The organism is Catellatospora coxensis (assembly GCF_016862635.1).
Lineage (GTDB): Bacteria > Actinomycetota > Actinomycetes > Mycobacteriales > Micromonosporaceae > Catellatospora > Catellatospora coxensis.
In genome coordinates, this window is sequence record NZ_BONI01000052.1 from 1 (window position 1) to 16,585 (window position 16,585).

13 protein-coding genes and 2 tRNA genes are annotated in these 16,585 nt (G+C 69.0%); 4 read left to right on the top strand and 11 right to left on the bottom strand.

Annotation, left to right across the window (positions count from 1 at the left end; translation table 11 throughout):
• Positions 1 to 354: 354 nt before the first annotated feature.
• From Cco03nite_RS27045 to Cco03nite_RS27055, 3 genes are all read left to right on the top strand, one after another.
• Positions 355 to 1,428, top strand: a complete 1,074-nt coding sequence (locus tag Cco03nite_RS27045) for an AAA family ATPase (protein WP_203695034.1) — start codon at positions 355 to 357, stop codon at positions 1,426 to 1,428.
• Positions 1,429 to 3,363: 1,935 nt separating this feature from the next.
• Positions 3,364 to 3,594: a helix-turn-helix domain-containing protein gene (locus tag Cco03nite_RS27050; protein WP_203695035.1), complete on the top strand. Its 231-nt coding sequence runs from the start codon at positions 3,364 to 3,366 to the stop codon at positions 3,592 to 3,594.
• A gap of 35 nt (positions 3,595 to 3,629) precedes the next feature.
• Positions 3,630 to 4,751 (top strand): tyrosine-type recombinase/integrase, encoded by a 1,122-nt coding sequence (locus Cco03nite_RS27055; RefSeq protein ID WP_239167696.1) that lies wholly within the window; start codon positions 3,630 to 3,632, stop codon positions 4,749 to 4,751.
• Between the two features lie 80 nt (positions 4,752 to 4,831).
• On the opposite strand, the gene Cco03nite_RS27060 is transcribed toward Cco03nite_RS27055, so the two are convergent.
• The 6 genes from Cco03nite_RS27060 to gyrB all read right to left on the bottom strand — a co-directional run bounded on the left by Cco03nite_RS27060 (position 4,832) and on the right by gyrB (position 10,972).
• A tRNA-Ala gene (locus Cco03nite_RS27060) sits at positions 4,832 to 4,907 on the bottom strand.
• Positions 4,908 to 4,933: 26 nt separating this feature from the next.
• A complete protein-coding gene (locus Cco03nite_RS42555) occupies positions 4,934 to 5,062 on the bottom strand; it encodes a DLW-39 family protein (protein ID WP_239167697.1) in 129 nt (42 codons plus the stop codon).
• A gap of 24 nt (positions 5,063 to 5,086) precedes the next feature.
• Positions 5,087 to 5,160, bottom strand: a tRNA-Ile gene (locus tag Cco03nite_RS27065).
• Positions 5,161 to 5,580: 420 nt separating this feature from the next.
• Positions 5,581 to 6,369: a DUF3566 domain-containing protein gene (locus tag Cco03nite_RS27070; protein WP_203695037.1), complete on the bottom strand. Its 789-nt coding sequence runs from the start codon at positions 6,367 to 6,369 to the stop codon at positions 5,581 to 5,583.
• 3 nt (positions 6,370 to 6,372) lie between these two features.
• The gene (gene gyrA / locus Cco03nite_RS27075) at positions 6,373 to 8,865 is read right to left on the bottom strand and encodes a DNA gyrase subunit A (RefSeq protein ID WP_203695038.1); all 2,493 of its coding nucleotides are present in this window, start codon (positions 8,863 to 8,865) and stop codon (positions 6,373 to 6,375) included.
• Positions 8,866 to 9,013: 148 nt separating this feature from the next.
• Entirely contained in the window at positions 9,014 to 10,972 is a 1,959-nt protein-coding gene (gene gyrB, locus Cco03nite_RS27080) for a DNA topoisomerase (ATP-hydrolyzing) subunit B (RefSeq protein WP_203695039.1), read from the bottom strand.
• Positions 10,973 to 11,421: 449 nt separating this feature from the next.
• On the opposite strand from gyrB, the gene Cco03nite_RS27085 reads away from it, so the two are divergent.
• Positions 11,422 to 11,976, top strand: coding sequence for a hypothetical protein (locus Cco03nite_RS27085; RefSeq protein ID WP_203695040.1), 555 nt, complete (start codon positions 11,422 to 11,424; stop codon positions 11,974 to 11,976).
• Here the strand turns inward: Cco03nite_RS27085 and Cco03nite_RS27090 are convergent.
• The 5 genes from Cco03nite_RS27090 to dnaN form a co-directional block, all read right to left on the bottom strand.
• Positions 11,961 to 12,524 (bottom strand): hypothetical protein, encoded by a 564-nt coding sequence (locus Cco03nite_RS27090; protein WP_203695041.1) that lies wholly within the window; start codon positions 12,522 to 12,524, stop codon positions 11,961 to 11,963. The two genes, Cco03nite_RS27085 and Cco03nite_RS27090, sit on opposite strands and share 16 nt — an antisense overlap.
• Positions 12,525 to 12,854: 330 nt before the next feature.
• Positions 12,855 to 13,385 (bottom strand): DciA family protein, encoded by a 531-nt coding sequence (locus Cco03nite_RS27095; protein ID WP_203695042.1) that lies wholly within the window; start codon positions 13,383 to 13,385, stop codon positions 12,855 to 12,857.
• Positions 13,378 to 14,484 carry a DNA replication/repair protein RecF gene (gene recF, locus Cco03nite_RS27100; RefSeq protein WP_203695043.1) on the bottom strand — a complete coding sequence of 369 codons (1,107 nt, stop codon included), beginning with the start codon at positions 14,482 to 14,484 and terminating at the stop codon, positions 13,378 to 13,380. Before recF ends, Cco03nite_RS27095 begins: the two co-directional genes overlap by 8 nt.
• Position 14,485: 1 nt before the next feature.
• Positions 14,486 to 15,361, bottom strand: coding sequence for a phosphogluconate dehydrogenase (NAD(+)-dependent, decarboxylating) (gene gnd / locus Cco03nite_RS27105; protein WP_203695044.1), 876 nt, complete (start codon positions 15,359 to 15,361; stop codon positions 14,486 to 14,488).
• 37 nt (positions 15,362 to 15,398) lie between these two features.
• The gene (gene dnaN, locus Cco03nite_RS27110) at positions 15,399 to 16,547 is read right to left on the bottom strand and encodes a DNA polymerase III subunit beta (RefSeq protein WP_203695045.1); all 1,149 of its coding nucleotides are present in this window, start codon (positions 16,545 to 16,547) and stop codon (positions 15,399 to 15,401) included.
• Positions 16,548 to 16,585: the final 38 nt, after the last annotated feature.

Sequence of the window (16,585 nt, forward strand, 5' to 3'; positions counted from 1 at the left end):
GGCGCGGCGGCCCGGTGCTGTCGGCACTGCGCACGGTGCACGGACACCCAGGCTTAGAGATCGCCAAAACGCTGATCTTCCTATCGGCATTTGCCCTGTACCGGGTTGACGTGGCACCGGGGCCGTAGATCACGAAAACGGTGCCGCCGAGGTGCCGCCACGGTGGCGGCACCTGGCCCGCCTGATGCCGCCACCAGACCCGCTCAGACCCACACCGCCCGCCCTTCCGGACGCGGTCAACCGCGCCGAACTCACGAGAGGACCCGCACCCGTGACACCGACACTCACCACGCACACGCAGGGGGCTAAGGCGCTGCTGTGGGCAGCCTCCTCGCGTGGCAGAGGCACACCGTCATGACCGACCACGAATGGCCCGAGGGCACCACCGACCAGCGGCCCGACCCGCCAGCACCACTACGACGGGCCACACCGCTGGACTGGTCCACGTTCCTGGAACGCGAGCCCGCACCGGTGGACTTCCACGCCGGAAAGCTCATGGTCCGGGGCCAACAGATCACCCTGGTCGGGGAAGGCAAGGCAGGAAAGAGCCTGTTCACCCTCGACTGGGCCTGCCACATGGCCTCCGGCGCGCCGTTCCTCGGCGACCAGGCACGCGCGCCGGTGCGCGTGCTGTACATCGACATGGAAAACCCCGACGACGACATCCTGGAACGGCTGCTGGCCCTCGGCGCGACACCCGAGACGCTGACCGACCTGGTCTACCTGTCGTTCCCGCTGTTCCGACCGCTCAACACCGCCGAGGGCGGCGCTGACCTGATGGCCGCTGTAGAGGAGTACCGGCCCGATGTGGTCATCCTCGACACGATCTCCCGCATGATCACCGGCAAGGAGAACGACACCGAACCCTGGCTCGCGCTCTACCGCCACACGCTCATGCCGCTCAAGGCACGCAAGATCTCATCCATCCGACTCGACCACTTCGGCAAGGACACCTCACGCGGGGCGCGCGGCAACTCCGCCAAGACACAGGACGTGGACGGGGTGTGGGAACTGCTCCCGGCCGAACGCGGCAGCAACCTGCTCCGCCTGACCCGCACGTTCACCCGCAGCGGCAAAGGGCACGGCGAACTGCTCATCCGCCGTCACGGCGAACTGCTGGCCGACGACCGTTGGAAACCGGGCGGCACCTGGCACGCCATCGCCGACGACAGCGACCGCCACACCTACGCCCCCGACCCGCTCGGAGGCTTCCGGCCCGCCGCACGCCGCGTCATGCGCCTACTGGCCACGACCGGCACGGGCATGACCGTCCAGCAGATCGGCGACGCCCTGGCCGACCAGCCGGACGGTCCCCTCCAGAAGAGGACCATCCAAGACGCTCTCAAGAGCCTGTCCGACGCGGGACTACTCGACGAGATCGACCCCCATCCCGGCAAGCCCACCGTGTGGGCTGTCAGCACCCTGTGAACCCCTGATGACCAGCGCGCATAGCGCGCACGCGCAACGCGTGCACGACCGTGCGCAAGGGTGCGCACGTGATCTTGCCGGGCGCGCGTGCACGTGCGCACCGAAACCCCAGGTCAACCCACATATGGGGGTGCGCACGCACGGACGTGTCTCTAGTGGGACGGACGTGCGTGCGCACCCCGCGCAAGACCGCGCGCACGCGGCACGCCGGGCGCTCCGCCAGGGGCTAGGTCTAGCCCCTCCAGCCGATAGGCCTATCCCCTCCGCTAGCCCCACAACCTCCCGACAACCAGCGGCCTAGCTCTCTATCCCCGACCAGCAGCCAGCACCCAAAACCTGCCCAGCGGGCACCCCTCGACTCGCGCGCAGGGGCTAGAGCGCCGCTCTAGGTCTGCTCTAGCTCTAGAGCACCGACGCTCTAGAGCTAGAGAACGGTCTAGACCACCGACACCCCGTCTGGCCAGGGATCTAGAGGCTCTAGACACTCTGCCGGCCGAGCACCGAAACCGGCCCACAGGCCACCGCGGGGACCCCGGCCCCGGCGCCCTAGACGCGGCGAGCCAGAGCAGTCCGACAGGTAGCACCAGCGGTAGCGGCACGGACGGAGGTAGCGGCAGCGCTACCCGTGCCGCTACCCGTAGAACCGCACAGGACCAGCGGCAACGCCGAAAGGTAGCGGGTAGCGGCACTTCGCCGCGCACCCCCGAAACAGCCCCACAGGCCGGTTTCAGGCACCGGACCGCCGCTACCCGCTACCGCCCGCGTAACCGTCCGGTCGTCCGCTCCAACCGTCCGCCCCAGCGCACGCGCGCACGTACGGGCGCATTCTCGGCAACCGTCCGCCCACCCGGCGGGCACCTGCCGCCACGCGCGGAACCCGACGACATGTCACCGCGTGTAATCGTCTCATCGTCTCATTCGTCTACTCGTCTACAGCCTCGCGCGCACGTACGGGCGGTTTCTGGCCCACTTTCCGCACGAGACGAGACGGATAGACGCTTACCGCCCGTCATCCGCGAGCCTCCGGTCACCCCGCGCCGGGCGGCGGTAACGGCACCGGTAACGGCCGATCACCGGGTAACGGCGGCGTTACCCCTGCCGTTACCCGCCGCGCCGCTGGTGAGCAGCGGCAACGCCGGGAGGTAACGGGTAACGGCAACGCCGGACACCCCCGGGAACGGCCCCACAGCAGCCCTTCGGGCACCAGGTACGCCGTGCCGTTACCCGGTAGAGCCGCCGGTAGAGGCACCGACGCCGGTAGAGCTGCCTCTACCCCCGCCTCTACCCCACAAACCGCCTGCCACCAGCGGCAACGCCGAAAGGTAGAGGTAGACCGTCCTCCGCGAGGAAACCCCTGCTGAAACAAATAGGGGGCTGGTGAGGGCAGCCCTATTTGTTTCAGCCGTCTTGAACACCATCGAGCCGCCACGAGCCCGGACGGCCACCAGTCGGCGCGCTGCTAGCGATAGCACCCCCCACCGCTAGCGCTAGCAGCCCAGCTAGCACCCCAACCGCCCGGCGACCAGCCCGGTAGCAGATAGCACCCCCGGCACCGACGAGCCCGGAAACGCCACCACTGCCGCTCCCGGACCCCTGCGCGCCGCTCCTGCTAGCAGCAGCGCCAGCAGGGGAGGTGTCCCCGCGCCCGGCAGACAGTCAGGCGCTCGAATCCCCGCGCAGCGGGGGGGACACCTCCCGGACCAAGGGAGATGGCCCCCGCCTCCGGCGGGCTGACGAACCAGGCCGAGCACGCACCTCCCCGCGCAGCGGGGGGCCACCTCCACAACCCCAACCACCCATCAGCCGCCGCTAGACCTAGCGGCCCGACCCGCTAGACCTAGCGCTCGCGCTAGGACCTGAAACAACCGCTGGCCAGCGCTCTAGCTGTCTAGCTCTCTCCGAAGACGATCACGAATCCGCCTCAGGAGGCATGTCATGACCACCCCCGCTGTCCTCGCTAGACCAACCAGCCCGTTAGGAGTTGCCGCGCTGGAGAAGCGCAGCGTTCGACCCGCTGAGGCCGCCGAACTGCTCGGCATCTGCCGAGACACGGTGTACGTGCTCATGCGCGCCGGACGCCTCCGTTCCGTAAAAGCGGGCCGCGCCCGCCTGATCCCTGTAGCCGCAATCGAAGAGTTCCTGACCAGCGAAGAGGTAATGGCATGAGTGGCAAGAGTCGCCGTGGGCACGGCGAAGGATCGGTGTACGAGTTCAAGCCCGGCTTGTGGGCCGCATCCGTGGACCTCGGATGGATCGACGGAAAGCGCCGCCGCAAGGTCGTCTACGCCCCGACCGAAGCTGAGGCCATCGTGAAGCGGGACGCGCTCCGCCGCGCTCTCACGCTCGGCGTGAACCTGGCCGCTCCTCCGCGCACCATCAAGGAGTGGCTGACTGAGTGGTTGACCGAGAAGGAGCGCGACGGCTCCACCAAGCCAACGACGATCGCGCGCTACCGACAGGTCATCGACGGGCACCTGATCCCGCAGCTCGGACGGATCAAGCTAGACAAGCTGTCGCCGCGCGACGTGCAACGCTTGGTCGCGCAGCTGCGGGACAAGATGGCCCCCGCATCGGTAATCAAGGTTCATGGCGTGCTGCGGGTTGCACTGGCTGACGCTCTCCGGCTCGACCTGGTGGAGCGCAACGTAGCGAAGGCTGCGAAGCTTCCGAGGCTCGGCCGAGTGGAGCGACGCGCGCTCACGCCGGCAGAGGCCCGGAAGCTTCTAACCGAGGTAGCGGGCGATCGGCTGGAAGCGTTCTTCGTGCTGGCGCTGACCACCGGCCTTCGTCGTGGTGAGCTGCTGGGGCTGCGCTGGATCGACGTGGAGACCGATGAGAAGGTGCTGTTCGTCCGGCAAACACTCCAGCGGGTCAACGGCCAGCTCTGCATCGTGTCGCCGAAGACGCACCGTTCGACGCGGCCGGTACCAATGGCGCGGTTCGCCTGTGAGGCCTTGATCCGGCACCGTGAGGTGCAAGACCGAGAAAAGGCGGCTACGGAGGAGCTGTGGCGAGAGTCCGGCCTGGTCTTCGCTAACACGCTCGGCGGACCGATGGAGCCGCGCAACGTGAACCGCCGGTTCGAGCAGGCCCGCAAGGCTGCTGGGCTCGAATGGCTTCGCCTGCACGACCTTCGCCACGCGTTCGCCACGTTCCTGCTCCACGACGGCCAAGAGCTGCGGACGGTGATGGAACTGCTCGGCCACTCAACGATTCGGCTCACGGCCGACACCTACGGCCACGTTCTGCCCGCAAAGGCGCGTGATGCAGCGGACGGCATCGATCGAATCATGGGCGAAGACGGGGAGGCCGGGAAGCCGTAACACCTTGATCAAAAAGCCCTAGGCTTTACCGATGGCTTTATATGACCATCGGTAAAGCCTAGTTTGATCTATATTCCTGCTGGTGGAGCCTAGGAGAATCGAACTCCTAACCCCCGCCTTGCAAAGGCGGTGCTCTGCCAATTGAGCTAAGGCCCCGAGGGGACGGGCGCGGCCCGTCTGACTCAGCGGAGGTCGGGTGCGGTGGTGGCCTCGTGCCACAGTTCCCGCTCGTCGCTGGCCGCCTTGAGCTTCTTGGCGACCAGTGCGACCGCCACGCCGACTCCGGCGACGATCAGCAACTTCTTCCACATGATGAGCACCTTAACGCTCGGGAGTGGGGCTAGCTGGAATCGAACCAGCGACCTCAGAGTTATCAGCTCTGCGCTCTAACCGACTGAGCTATAGCCCCGCGCGACAACGAACCTTACCGCACCCGTCTCGGCTCTTCCAAACCGGTATCCCCTTCCCGCGCGGCGTGTCTCGCCCAGCCGCCCCGCCGACCATTTCCCCCGCCTCACCCCAGGTGATGATCGCCGTTTCAGGGCAAAACGCGCGGTCCGAACACAGATCTAGACCTCGACCGCCGATCATCGCAACGCGAGACCCGCCGAGCTGGGCGCGCGCAGACCGCTCGGCGACCGGCCTGCCACCCGGCCGCTGCACGCGGATCACCCGGCTCAGCGGGCCAAGGCCCGTTTACGGCTCGGCCGGGCACGCAGCGGCCCCGGCCGGCCGGTGGCGGGGGCCTCGGCCGGCCGGGGCCGGAAGTGCGAGCGCGCGCCACAGCGGTCCGTGGGAGAGCCGCGGACCGCTGTGGTGTGGCGTGAGGTCAGTCGCGCTCGGCGAGCGTGATCTCGACGCCGCCGACCAGGTCGGCGCAGACGTTGTAGATGAACGCGCCCAGGGTCATCAGCGCGGTGAAGAGCACCACGTTGATCGCGCCCAGGATGGCCGACGTCCCGATCACCGCGCTGGCGCTGATGCGGAAGTCGCCCGCGCTGCCGTTCGAGGCGAACAGGTCGGCCAGGGTCGTGTTCAGCGAGTTGAACACGCCCATCGCGTCCAGCGCCAGGTACAGCACCGAGGTGGCGACCACGATGACGACCAGGAGCACGAAGGACACGGCGAAGGAGAACTTCATCACCGACCACGGGTCGATGCGCTTGATGCTCAGCCGGGCCCGGCGCGGGCCGCGCGAGGCGGCCGAGCCGGCACTGGTCCGGGCCGCACGCACGGCCTCGGTGACCCGCACCGCGCCGGCACTGGCGCTGTTGACCACCGAGCGCAGCGTCGAGGAGCCGGCCGCGGCTCGACCGGTGGCCGTCGCCGGCCGGTCGGAGGTCGCGATGGCGCCCGTGGGCTCCGAATCCGGGACGGGCATGCCCGCCGGCCGGGTGAAGGTGCCGGTGGTGGTGGTCGTGGCGGCAGCGGCGGTGCTGCCGGCCGGCTCGTCACCCCCGGTCGCGGACCGGGCCGGGGTCGGCTCGGACTGATCAGCGGGGACTGTCGCGCGGCCTACGGCCGCCCGGCCGGTCGACGAGGCGGCGTCGCCGCCGTCCTTCTCGACCGGACTCGCCGGAGCCCCCGCGGTCTCCGACATCGCCTGTGTCTCCGTCATGCACTAGTCCTGTTCGTCCGGCTCATCGGCATTGCGGGCAATGGCGACGAGGGTTACGCCTTCTGGGAGGTCCATCAGCTTGACACCCATTGTGTTCCGATCGCGCGTCCGCCGCACGGGCTTCACCGGAGTTCGGATAACTCCGCCGTTGCTCGTGATAGCGAAGAGCTCGTCTTCCGGGCTGATAACGACCGCACCCACCAGTCCGCCACGGCGTTCGGTGATCTTTGCGGTCAATACACCCTTTCCGCCCCGGCCCTGCACCGGGTACTCGTCGATCGGGGTGCGCTTGGCGTAGCCGCCGTTGGTCGCCACGAGGACGTCCATGCCGTCCCGGACCACCTCCATGGCCAGCAGCTCGTCGCCGTCGCCGAAGCGCATGCCGATGACACCCGACGTGGCGCGGCCCATGGGGCGCAGTGCCTCGTCGGTGGCGTTGAAGCGGATGGCCTGCGCCTGCTTGCTCACGAGCAGCAGGTCGTCCTCCGCGGCGATCAGGGCGGCGCCGACGAGCTCGTCGTCGTCGCGCAGGTTGATCGCGATGATGCCACCGCTGCGGTTGGAGTCGAACTCTGCCAGCGCGGTCTTCTTCACGAGACCGTTCTTCGTGGCCAGCACCAGGTACGGCGCGACCTCGTAGTTCTGGATCTCGATGACCTGGGCGATCTGCTCGTCGGGCTGGAAGGCGAGCAGGTTCGCCACGTGCTGGCCCTTCGCGATGCGCGAGGCCTCGGGGAACTCGTACGCCTTGGCGCGGTAGACCCGGCCCTTGTTCGTGAAGAACAGGATCCAGTCGTGCGTGGAGCAGACGAAGAAGTGGCTGACGATGTCGTCCTGCCGCAGCGTCGCGCCGGAGACGCCCTTGCCGCCCCGCTTCTGCGAGCGGTACAGGTCAACCTTTGTCCGTTTGGCGTACCCGGTTCGGGTGATGGTCACCACGACGTCCTCGCGCGCGATGAGGTCCTCCATGGAGACCTCGCCGTCGAACGGGATGATCTTCGTGCGCCGGTCGTCGCCCCACTTGGCCACGATCTCGCCGAGCTCGTCGGAGATGATCTTCCGCTGCCGCTCGGGCTTGGCCAGGATGTCCTTGAGGTCCGCGATCTCCAGCTCGATCTTGGCGAGCTCGTCGATGATCCGCTGACGCTCCAGCGCGGCCAGCCGGCGCAGCTGCATGTCGAGGATCGCGGTGGCCTGGATCTCGTCGACGTCGAGCAGCGCCATGAGGCCGGTCTTCGACTCCTCAGCGCTCGGCGAGCGGCGGATGAGGGCGATGACCTCGTCCAGCATGTCCAGCGCCTTGACCAGACCGCGCAGGATGTGGGCGCGCTCCTCGGCCTTGCGCAGGCGGAAGGCCGTCCGTCGCTGGATGACCTCCATCTGGTGGCTGACGTAGTACATCAGGAACTGGGCCAGGTTCAGCGTGCGCGGCACGCCGTCGACCAGCGCCAGCATGTTCGCGCCGAACGTCTCCTGCAGCTGGGTGTGCTTGTAGAGGTTGTTCAGCACCACCTTGGCCACGGCGTCGCGCTTGAGCACGAGCACCAGGCGCATACCGGTGCGGCCGGAGGACTCGTCGCGGATGTCGGCGATGCCGCCCAGCTTGCCCTCCTTGACGAGCTCGGCGACGCGCTCGGCGAGGTTGTCCGGGTTGACCTGGTACGGCAGCTCGGTGACGACGAGGCAGGCGCGCCCCTTCTTGTCCTCCTCGACCTCGACCACGGCCCGCATGCGGATCGAGCCGCGACCGGTGCGGTACGCCTCCTCGATCGTGCTGGTGCCGACGATCAGACCCCGGGTCGGGAAGTCCGGGCCCTTGACGATGCCGATGGCGGCTTCGAGCACCTCGGCCTCGGTGGCCTCGGGGTTCGCCAGGCACCACTGCACGGCCTGGCCGATCTCGCGGAGGTTGTGCGGCGGGATCTTGGTGGCCATACCGACGGCGATGCCCTCGGAGCCGTTGACGAGCAGGTTCGGGAACCGGGCCGGCAGGATCGTCGGTTCCTGGTTACGACCGTCGTAGTTCGGGATGAAGTCGACGGTGTCCTCGTCGATGTCGCGCAGCAGCTCCATCGCGAGCGGGAACAGCCGGCACTCGGTGTACCGCATGGCGGCGGCGGGGTCGTTGCCCGGCGAGCCGAAGTTGCCGTTGCCGTCGATCAGCGGGTAGCGCAGCGACCACGGCTGCGCCATGCGCACCAGCGAGTCGTAGATCGCGGTGTCGCCGTGCGGGTGGTAGTTACCCATCACCTCGCCGACGACGCGGGCGCACTTGAAGTAGCCGCGGTCGGGACGGAAGCCGCCGTCGTACATCGCGTACAGGATCTTGCGGTGCACGGGCTTGAGGCCGTCGCGCACGTCCGGCAGCGCCCGGCCGACGATGACGCTCATGGCGTAGTCGAGGTACGACCGCTGCATCTCCACCTCGAGCCCGACGGGCTCGATGCGGCCGTGCACGCCGACCTCTTCCGGCCGAGGGTCAGGAGTCTCGCTCACTGTCTAAAACTCTTTTCCTGCGTATGAAGCTGAGGAAGCTGTGGATAACGCTGTGGATCAGGGCCCGACCTGTGGATAAACAGTGTGTCTATCCACAGGTCGGCAGGTTCCTGGCCTTAGATGCCCAAACTCGGACATCCGTCCTGGCTCAGATGTCCAAGAAGCGGACATCCTTCGCATTGCGCTGGATGAACGAGCGGCGTGCCTCAACGTCCTCGCCCATCAGCACGCTGAAGAGTTCGTCTGCGGTTGCCGCGTCGTCCAAGGTCACCTGACGCAGTGTCCGGGTACCCGGGTTCATCGTGGTCTCCCACAGCTCCGGGTAGTTCATCTCACCCAGACCCTTGAACCGCTGGATGTCGTCCGGCTTGGCGTTCGGCTTGGTCTCCTGGCGCAGCCGGATCAGGCCGTCCCGCTCGCGGTCGGAGTACGCGTACTGCGCGTCGTCGCCCTTCTTGTTCCACTTGATCTTGAACAGCGGCGGCGACGCGAGGTACACGTGCCCCAGTTCGACCAGCGGGCGCATGAAGCGGAACAGCAGCGTCAGCAGCAGCGTCTGGATGTGCTGGCCGTCGACGTCCGCGTCGGCCATCAGCACGATCTTGTGGTACCGCAGCTTCTCGATGTCGAACTCGTCGTGGATACCGGTGCCCAGGGCGGTGATCAGCGCCTGGACCTCGTTGTTGCGCAGCACCTTGTCGATGCGCGCCTTCTCCACGTTCAGGATCTTGCCGCGGATCGGCAGGATGGCCTGCACCCGCGGGTCGCGGCCCTGCTTGGCCGAGCCGCCGGCCGAGTCGCCCTCGACGATGAACAGCTCGCACATCTTCGGGTCGGTCGACTGGCAGTCGGCCAGCTTGCCGGGCATCGAGCCGGACTCCAGCAGCGACTTGCGCCGGGCCAGCTTGCGGGCCTGAGCGGCCGCGATGCGGGCACGGGCGGCCTGCGAGGCCTTGGTGATGATGGTCTTGGCCTCGGCCGGGTTGCGCTCCAGCCAGTCGGCCAGCCACTCGTTGCAGACCTTCTGCACGAAGCTCTTGACCTCGGTGTTGCCCAGCTTGGTCTTGGTCTGACCCTCGAACTGCGGGTTGGCCAGCTTCACCGAGATGATCGCGGCCAGACCCTCGCGGATGTCCTCACCGGAGAGCTTCTCGTCGCTCTTGAGGATCTTCTTGTCCGCGCCGTACTTGTTGACGATGGTCGTCAGCGCCGCCCGGAAGCCCTCCTCGTGCGTGCCGCCCTCGTGCGTGTTGATCGTGTTCGCGAACGTGTAGACCGACTCGCCGTAGGACTCGTTCCACTGCATCGCGATCTCGAGCGCCATGCCCTCACCGTCGGCGCCGAACTCCACCACCGACTTGTGGATGGGGCTCTTGGTGTTGTTCAGGTGCCGCACGAAGTCGGCGATGCCGCCCTTGTAGCAGAAGGTGACCTCGCGGATCTCGGCCTCTTCGCCGTCGGTGGCCAGCGCGCGCTCGTCGCGCAGCGCGATGGTCAGCCCTCGGTTGAGGAACGCCATCTCCTGTACGCGGCGGTAGATGGTCTCGAAGTTGAACTCGACCGTCTCGAAGATGTCCGGGTCCGGGTAGAACGTGACGCTGGTGCCGGTGCGATCGGTCGCCTCACCCTTCTCCAGCGGCTCGGGCTTGGAGTTGTTGTAGCGCTGCCGCCACACGAAGCCGTCCTTGTGGATCTCCAGGTCGATGCGCGTGGACAGCGCGTTCACCACGGAGATGCCGACGCCGTGCAGACCACCCGAGACGGCGTACGCCTGCCCGTCGAACTTGCCGCCGGCGTGCAGAACGGTCAGCACGACCTCGACGGTCGGACGCTTCTCCACCGGGTGCATGTCGACCGGGATGCCGCGGCCGTTGTCGACGACGCGCACCCCGCCGTCCTTGGTGAGCGTGATGGAGATCGTGTCGCAGAAGCCGGCGAGCGCCTCGTCGACGGCGTTGTCGACCACCTCCCACACGAGGTGGTGCAGGCCCCGCTCACCGGTGGAGCCGATGTACATGCCGGGGCGCTTGCGTACCGCCTCCAGGCCTTCCAGGACGGTGATCGATGACGCGTTGTAGGCCTTGTCGTTCTGCTTCGGCGTTGCCACTCTCAATCCCTCCTCCGCCGCCGGAGCGACGGGGACGACAACCAGTCCTGTCTCACCGCGTCCGCATACCCACGCACCGGGGACAGGCTTCGCCGGGCAGGCATACGCGGGACGGGGGTGACACACGGCGCGACACAGGGCGGACCTGCGGCGTACGGGACAACCCACCGGTGTCGCGTACACGGTCCACCCAGTGTTCTGCTCTCGGTCTCGATCCTACTGTGTCGTGCCGACATCTGCCGCACGCGGCACCCACAGAACGTCGTTTCGAGGCCCTCACAGCCCCGTAGCCGCCCGAAAGCCTCCGGTCGCAACTCCCCCCACGGAGGTGGCGCTCCTGAGGGCCGGTGGCGAGCGGGCCCAGAAGCACCGGTTCAGAGGGTCGCGCAATGTCCTCCGTATGCCGTAAGTTGCGCACGGCCTGGAACTCAAGCGCTCGAGAGGCTGACATGGGTCTGGACAACGTCGCGGTGCAGTGGCCGGCCACGGGCCGCTTCTACGACCCGGTGGCGCCCGCGGAATTCGTCGACTTCGCCGAGCTGGCCGAACAGCCGAGCACCGCCGCGCCGACCGCCGCGCTCGCGGGTCACATCGCCCGCACCGGCACGGTCCGCGCCACGGCGTACACCGAGGTCGTCGATCTGCTGCTCGGACTCAAGGGTGTGCTCTACGCCACCGAGGCCGCCGAGGAGGACGAGGACCCGGTCATCGACCCCGACGGCTGCGCCTGGATCGCGGGCGGCCTGGAGAAGTTCGTCGCGGGCCACGCACCGCACGGCGACACCGTCACGTTCGACAGCGTCGCCGCTGTGCTTCGCGCCGCACTGACCGATTCCCGACTCCCCGAGCAGCAGCTGCGCTGGCTCGAAACGCGTCTCGACGCGCTGCGCGAGGAGACCGACGGGGACCCGCAGTGGAGTTTCCCGCTGTCGGAGTTCGGGGTGCTGGCCCAGTTCTACCGCCGCTGCGCCGACCGCGGCTTCGCCGTCTACGCCGAATCCTGACCGTCCGGGCGGGTCTCGTCCTGTCCCCCGGTCGCGGGGTCGGGGTTCGCCTGCCCGATGCCGGCGTCCGTGGGAGCGGACGCCGGTTGCGCCGAACGGCGGCGCAGCACCCACCAGAGCGCGAGCGCGGCGAGCAGTACCACGGCGCCGCCGCCGAGCAATGCGGCGACCGGCACGTCGCCCTCCAGCTCGACCTCGGGAGCCGCGCCGAGCAGTTGATTGCCGGAGCACAGGCTGGTCTGGCCCTCCCGGCTGTAGATCAGGTACCGGTTGCCCTCGACGAAGTCGAAACCGCAGCTCGGGCCTTCCATCGCGGTCCTGACCTCGACGTGACCCTGCGCGTCGCCTTTTCGCACCTGCTCGACGGTGAGCCGGGCGGTCATCAGGTCGCCGGACGACATGCTGAACACAGGCCGGTCGATGTCGACGACCACCCCGACGAACACGAGGTCGGCCCAGGCCGCATTCTCCACCGGATCGGGTTCGGCGCAGCTGCACGCGCACGCCGTCCCCGACGGCCCGACGACCAGCACTGAGGTCAGCACCATCAGCGCCGCAAGATGTCCCCACAGTCTCCGCATGGCCTTCAGATGCCTCATCCGTCATCGAGGTTCCGAAGATCCGCTCCGATGCACGGGCCGCCCCTCCGGCCGATCGACGCCCCCATGGCCCACCCGGGCCGCCGGCGGTCGCCCACGGCGACGATTCATGATCGCTGCTTGCGGTCCCCGGTCCCGATGTGCGGTCTGACCGCATCTCCTGACCGGCTGACCGGAAACAGCGATCATCGCCCGCGCCCCGACCGGGGAGCGTTAAGAAGGGCACCTTCCTCTACGCATAGCGTTAAGAAGGTGCCCTTCCTTTGGTCCAAGGCGGGGTCAGCCGTAGGTGTCGCCGGGGCCGGTGCCGCGGACGCGTTTGCGGCCGTGGGACCAGGAGGGGGCGGCGGGGCCGTGGATGTGGAGTTTGGTGACGACGTTGTTGCCCACGGTGCCGGCGATGCGGGTGAGGATGGTCCGGGCGAGCAGGCGCAGCTGGGTCGCCCAGGCGGTGGATTCGGCCTCGACCGTCAGCTCGCCGTTCTCCAGTTTCACCGGGCGGCTGTGGGTGGCGATGTCCGGGCCCACGCACTTCTCCCACTCGCCGAACACGGTCGCCTCGGCCGTCGGACGCTGCCAGCCGCGCGACTTCATCAGCCGGGACAGCACGTCGCCGAGTTTCGCCGGGTCGCGCGGGTCAGGTCCGGGGCCGGAGTAGCCGCGTGGCCGGTAGCGGGCCGGACTCTCGCCCTTGGCCCGCGCCTCCGCCGCGGCCTGGTGGCGTGCCGCGCGCTTCTTGAGCGCCGCGTCGAGCGCGGCTCGGGCCAGCTCCGGACCGTTCTGCTCCGCGGGGGGTACGGCGTCAGCCACGGCTCACCTCCCCAGGGGTCACGAAGTATCGGGCGCCGCGTAGCGCGGCGGGCACGTCGGCCTCGACCGCGCACGTGATGATCACCTGGGCGGCGTCGCCGATGAGCTGGGCCAGGCGCTCGCGGCGTCCGGTGTCCAGCTCGGCGAAGACGTCGTCGAGGATCAGGACGGGTTCGATGCCGTCGGCCCGCAGCAGGCTGTAGCCGGCCAGCCGGAGCGCGAGCGCGTATGACCAGGACTCGCCGTGGCTGGCGTAGCCCTTGACGGGCAGGTCGCCGAGGCGGAGCACCAGGTCGTCGCGGTGCGGGCCGGCCAGCGTGGTGCCCCGGGCGATCTCGTCGGCGCGGACCTCCGCCAGTGCGGCCAGCATCGCCTCCGGGGTCGGCTCGGGCACCGAGGCGCGATACTCCGCGACCGCCTTGCCCACTCCGGCGCTGACCTGCTGGTAGGCGTCCTCCAGGTATGGCGCGAGCTGCTCGACCAGGGCGAGGCGGGCCCGCAGCAGCTGCGCGCCGTGCTCGGCGAGGTGGGTGTCCCACACCTCGAGGGTGCTCAGGTCGCCGCCGCGCGACCCGCCGACCTTGCGGCTCAGGTACGCGGTGCGCAGCAGGGCGTTGCGCTGCTTGAGCACCCGGTCGTAGTCGGCCCGCACCCCGGCGAACCGGGGCTGCCGGGCGGTGAGCAGGTCGTCGAGGTAACGCCGCCGCTGGTCGGGCTCGCCGCGCACCAGGGCCAGGTCCTCGGGCGCGAACAGCACCAGCCGCAGCGCGCCGAGGATGTCGCGAGGCCGCTTGGCCGGAGACCGGCCGAGCCGGGCCCGGTTGGCCTTGCCCGGCACGATCTCCAGCTCGACCAGCAGTTCGCGGCGCTCGTGCACGATCGCGCAGCGGATCACGCCGCTGCTCGCGCCGACCCGCACCAGCGGGGCGTCGGTGGAGACCCGGTGACTGGCCAGCGTGGCGATGTAGCCGAGCGCCTCGACCAGGTTGGTCTTGCCCACGCCGTTCGGGCCGATCAGCACGTTCGGCCCCGGCTCGAGGTCGACGCCCACCCGTGGATACGAGCGGACGTCGACGAGTTCGAGCCTTCTGACGTACAACTCAGCCGGCCTGCTGCACGGCGTGCCCACCGAACTGGTTGCGCAGCGCCGCGATCGCCTTCATCGCCGGGGAGTCGTCCTGGCGGGACTCGAAGCGGGCGAACAGCGACGCGGAGATGACGTGCATCGGCACGGCGAGGCGGATGGCCTCCTCGACGGTCCAGCGGCCCTCGCCGGTGTCGTCGGCGTAGCCCTTCAACTTCTCCAGGTGCTCGTCGTCGGTGAGGGCGAGGTCCATCAGGTCGAGCAGCCAGGACCGGATGACGGTGCCCTCGCGCCACGACCGGAACACACCCGGCACGTTGGTGACCAGCTCGGAGGCCTCCAGCAGCTCGAAGCCCTCGGCGTAGGCGTGCATCAGGCCGTACTCGATGCCGTTGTGCACCATCTTGGCGTAGTGGCCGGCGCCGACCGGGCCGGCGTGCACGAAGCCGAACTCGCCCGCCGGCTTGAGCGCGTCGAAGACCGGCATCATCCGGGCGACGTTCTCGTCGGAGCCGCCGACCATCAGGCCGTAGCCGTTGTCCTTGCCCCAGACGCCGCCGGACACGCCGACGTCCATGTAGCCGATGCCCCGCGTGCTCAGCCGCCCGGCCCGCGGGCCGTCCGAGGAGAAGCGCGAGTTGCCGCCGTCGATGATCAGGTCACCGGGGCTGAGCAGCGGGGCCAGCTCGTCGATGGTGGCCTCGGTGACGCCCGCGGGCACCATCACCCACACCGCGCGCGGCGCCGCCAGCTTGGCGACGAGGTCGGCCAGGTTCTCGGCGTCGGACAGGGCCGGGTTGCGGTCATATCCGACGACCTCGTGACCCGCCTCGCGCAGGCGGTCACGCATGTTGCCGCCCATCTTGCCGAGTCCGACCAGACCGAGCTGCATGTCTTCCCCCTTGGTGCGTTGGAGCCTGGCCGCTGTGTCAGCGGCCCACCCTGATCGGCATGATCAGGTAGCGGAACCCGGGGATCACCGCACCGTCTGCGTCGGCGGGGGTGATGACCGCGGGCTTGAACGGGTCGTTGAACGAGAACACCGCGGTCGGCGCGCCGAGCGCGCCCAGGCCCTCGATGAGGTACTGCGGGTTGAACGCGATCGTCATCGACTCGCCGGTGAACGTGGCGTCCATCGCCTCGCTCGCGCGGGCCTCCTCGGTGCCGCCGGCCTCGACCACGAGACCATCCTCGCTGAAGCTCAGCCGCACGGGCGTGGCTTTCTCGGCCACCAGCGAGACGCGCTTGACGACCTCGACGAGCGACGACACGGTGACCCGCGCCTCGGAGGCGTAGCTGGGCGCGAACAGCGAGCGCACCGGCGGGTACGACTGGCCGTCGAGCAGGCGGCTGGTGGTCCGGCGGGAGCCGCCGACCTTCGAGCCGCCCAGGAAGCCGATCATGCCCTCGCCCTTGCCGCCGTCGGCGAGTGCGATGGTGACGTCGCCGCCGGTCGGGCCGAGCGTCTTGGCGGTGTCGGCCAGGGTGCGCGCCGGGACCAGCGCGTTGACGCTGATCTCCGGGTCGTCCGGCGTCCAGGAGATCTCCCGGATGGCGAGCCGGTAGCGGTCGGTGGCGAGCAGCGCCAGGGTGTCCCCGGACAGCTCCAGCCGCACGCCCGTCATCATCGGCAGCGTCTCGTCGCGCCCGGCCGCGATGGCGACCTGGGACACGGCCGAGGCGAACACCGCGGCGTCGACGCGGCCGGCGCTGGCGGGCAGCTCCGGCAGGGTCGGGTAGTCCTCGACCGGCATCGTCGGCAGGGTGAACCGGGCGCTGCCGCACACCAGCTCCAGGTGCGCGCCGACGGCGGCGATCTCCACCGGTTTGGCCGGCAGCGCCTTGGTGATCTCGGCGAGCAGGCGGCCGGAGACCAGGGTCGCGCCGTCCGCGTCGGCCTGCACCTCCACGTCCACCTGGTTGGAGACCTCGTAGTCGAAGCCGGAGACGTGCAGGCGGCCGTCGGCGACCCGCAGCATCACACCTGCCAGAACCGGCACCGAGGGCCGGCTCGGAAGGCTCTTGGCGGTCCAGGCCACGGCGTCGGCGAGCGCGTCGCGCTCTACCCGAAACTTCATCTTCAGCCCTCCTGTGGTCACGTCGATGCTGCCAAGCT